Source organism: Acidimicrobiia bacterium, from assembly GCA_029210695.1.
Lineage (GTDB): Bacteria > Actinomycetota > Acidimicrobiia > Spongiisociales > JAHEDJ01 > JAHEDJ01.
This window is the reverse complement of sequence record JARGFH010000137.1, coordinates 1-2,470: the sequence shown is the minus strand read 5'-3', so window position 1 is coordinate 2,470 and position 2,470 is coordinate 1. Positions and strand designations below refer to the sequence as shown.

General features: G+C 63.3%; 3 protein-coding genes. 2 read left to right on the top strand and 1 reads right to left on the bottom strand.

Going from position 1 to position 2,470, the window contains the following annotated elements; translation table 11 throughout:
• Positions 1–168: 168 nt before the first annotated feature.
• Complete coding sequence (locus tag P1T08_18700) at positions 169–1,128, bottom strand: stage II sporulation protein M (GenBank protein ID MDF1598103.1); 960 nt, start codon at positions 1,126–1,128, stop codon at positions 169–171.
• 3 nt (positions 1,129–1,131) lie between these two features.
• Here P1T08_18700 and P1T08_18695 point away from each other — a divergent pair, with 3 nt between their 5' ends.
• Entirely contained in the window at positions 1,132–1,872 is a 741-nt protein-coding gene (locus tag P1T08_18695) for an RDD family protein (GenBank protein MDF1598102.1), read from the top strand.
• 50 nt (positions 1,873–1,922) lie between these two features.
• A complete protein-coding gene (locus P1T08_18690; protein ID MDF1598101.1) occupies positions 1,923–2,399 on the top strand; it encodes a DUF2587 domain-containing protein in 477 nt (158 codons plus the stop codon).
• Positions 2,400–2,470: the final 71 nt, after the last annotated feature.

Sequence of the window (2,470 nt, the reverse complement as noted above, 5' to 3'; positions counted from 1 at the left end):
CCACAACATGCCTCCTCGCACGATCAGAGGAACGATGTCATGGCGGAACAGAGGAACGATGTCCTGGCGGTTCCCCCATAAGCCATAGGCAATTGGCAATTGGCAATTGGCAATTGGCACCTTGCCATACGCACCATTGCAGTAAGCAGTAGGCAGTGGAGCGGCGGGCTATCGCGGAAGCGGGGGTCTGCCTCGCCATACGAGGAGGCCCCAGAACACCGCTCCGACCGTCACTCCGACCACCGTCACGGGAGCCGGGCCGATGCCGACCCTGCTCAGGAAACCTTCCAGCAATCCGGCCAATACCAGCCAGGGAATGGTGCCCAGCACGATTTGGACGGACGCCCGCGCTTCAATCACCAAAGACTTCCGGCGGGTCACACGGCCGGGGCGGAGTATGGAACGACCGAGCGACAAACCCGCCGCCCCCGCCACGACTATGCAGCTCAATTCGAGGATGCCATGACCGGCCAGTGCGGCAACGAGAAGATCTCCGTTCCCGGCCTCCACCCCCAACCCGGCCACGGCGCCGAGAATCAGACCGTTCTGGAAGAGCACCCAACCGGTGCCGACTCCCCAGAAGATGCCGAGCGCAAAGGCGAGGAGCGTCACCTGGATGTTGTTCACGAAGACGAACGTCGAGAACCCGGCGAGACCGAGCGTCGACAGGCCCATATCCGTCCCTTCCGGTCGCGACTCGGTAACCCACAGGAAACCTGCCGGAACCACGGCCCGTGCCGTTTCGGGCTCGGCAAGCGCCCAGGCCGACGCCAGAATTGCCGGGGCGAACAACACAACCCCCGCCAGCACCAGCATCGAAGAGCGCTCAGTCAGCAACCTCCAGTAGGTGCGGTTGAAGAACTCGCGCACCGTCTGCCGGCGATTGCCTCCCTCGTACACGGAGTGCCTGGACCTGCCGACGAGGTCCTCCAGCCGGCCGACGATCGGATCGCGCGGGAATCTCCTCCGCGCCAGGGCGAGGTCGGCCGTCGTGCTCCGGTAGAGCGACCCGAGTCTCAAGAGAGCGCCGGGATCGAGCTTCTCCGGACGGGTCCCTGCTTGCTCAACGAGCCCGGCAAGTTCGCCCCATCGAGCGCTGCGTTCATCGACGAACCGTTTAAGGTTCATGCCGTGGAACTCGACGATCGCATCACCATCCAAACTCCCGAGGGTGTCACGCTGGAGCTGACGCTAGCGGGTCTCGGCTCCAGGGCCGCCGCCAGCCTCCTCGACACGATCATCAAGGGCTTCGTGCTTCTGGTGGTTCTCATCTTCAGCTGGTTCCTCTCCGGACTGGGAGAGGATGGCTCAGCTCTGGCAACCGCGTTCGTATGGATCGTGTTCTTCTCGCTGTTCTTTGTGTACGACATCGCCTTCGAAACCTTGAACTCGGGACGAACACCCGGGAAACAGGCGACCGGCATACGCGTCGTCACCGTCGGGGGCGGTCCCGTTGGGTTCACCACCAGCGCCATTCGGAACATCATTCGCATCGTCGACCTCCTGCCGGGCGTCTACTTCATCGGAATCATCGCCATCGCCACCACCGCCAAACACCAGCGCCTCGGAGATATCGCGGCCTCGACGGTCGTGATCCGCGATCGGCGCGGGGCGAGAAACACCGGCACCCTCCTCGAGGACATACCGGCAACGACTGGCCCGGCCTGGGACGTGAGCGGAGTCACCTCCGCGGAAGTGGCCGTCGTTCGCCAGTTCCTCGAACGCCGCGACGAACTCGACCCGGACACACGGCGCAGAATCGCAGCAACGATCGCCGACCCTTTACGCGCCAGGGTGTTCGGACCGGATGCCGGCGTCGACTCCGAGCGCTTCCTGGAACGTCTCTCTGCGGAGAAAGCAAGTCGGGGATGAGAAATCTCGAGCCTGGCTAGGCTTCAAAGGAGACACCTTCGAGGAGCCAAATGATCGCCGAACCCGAACAGCCGCTGCATCCGGAAGTCGTGGAGACGCCGGAGTCAACCGTGGAGGCCAAGGAAGAGAGCTTCGTCACACACCCGACGAAGCTGATCCGCCTGGCCTCGATGACGCGAGCGATGCTGGACGAGGTGCGCCAGGCGCCGCTCGACGAAGCAGGACGCCGCAGGCTGCTGGACGTCCACCAGCGAACGCTGGCCGAACTCGAAGACGTGCTGTCCGAAGACCTCCGCGAGGAATTCAACGACATCTTTGTTCCCATTCACACCGAAACTCCGAGCGAGTCGGAGTTGCGGATCGCCCAAGCACAGTTGATCGGATGGCTCGAAGGGCTGTTCCACGGCATCCAGGCCTCGTTGTTCAGCCAGCAACTGGCCACCCGGGCGCAACTACAGCAGATTCAACAGCAGCCGGCATTGCCGCCGGTCGAGGACAAGGACGAGTTCCCCGGGGTGTATCTCTAGGTGGCTGCCGAAAAAGTTGGTGGTTGTGGGTCGGGGGTGCTCGCGTTCGAGGTCGTTTTCGGTCACACTGG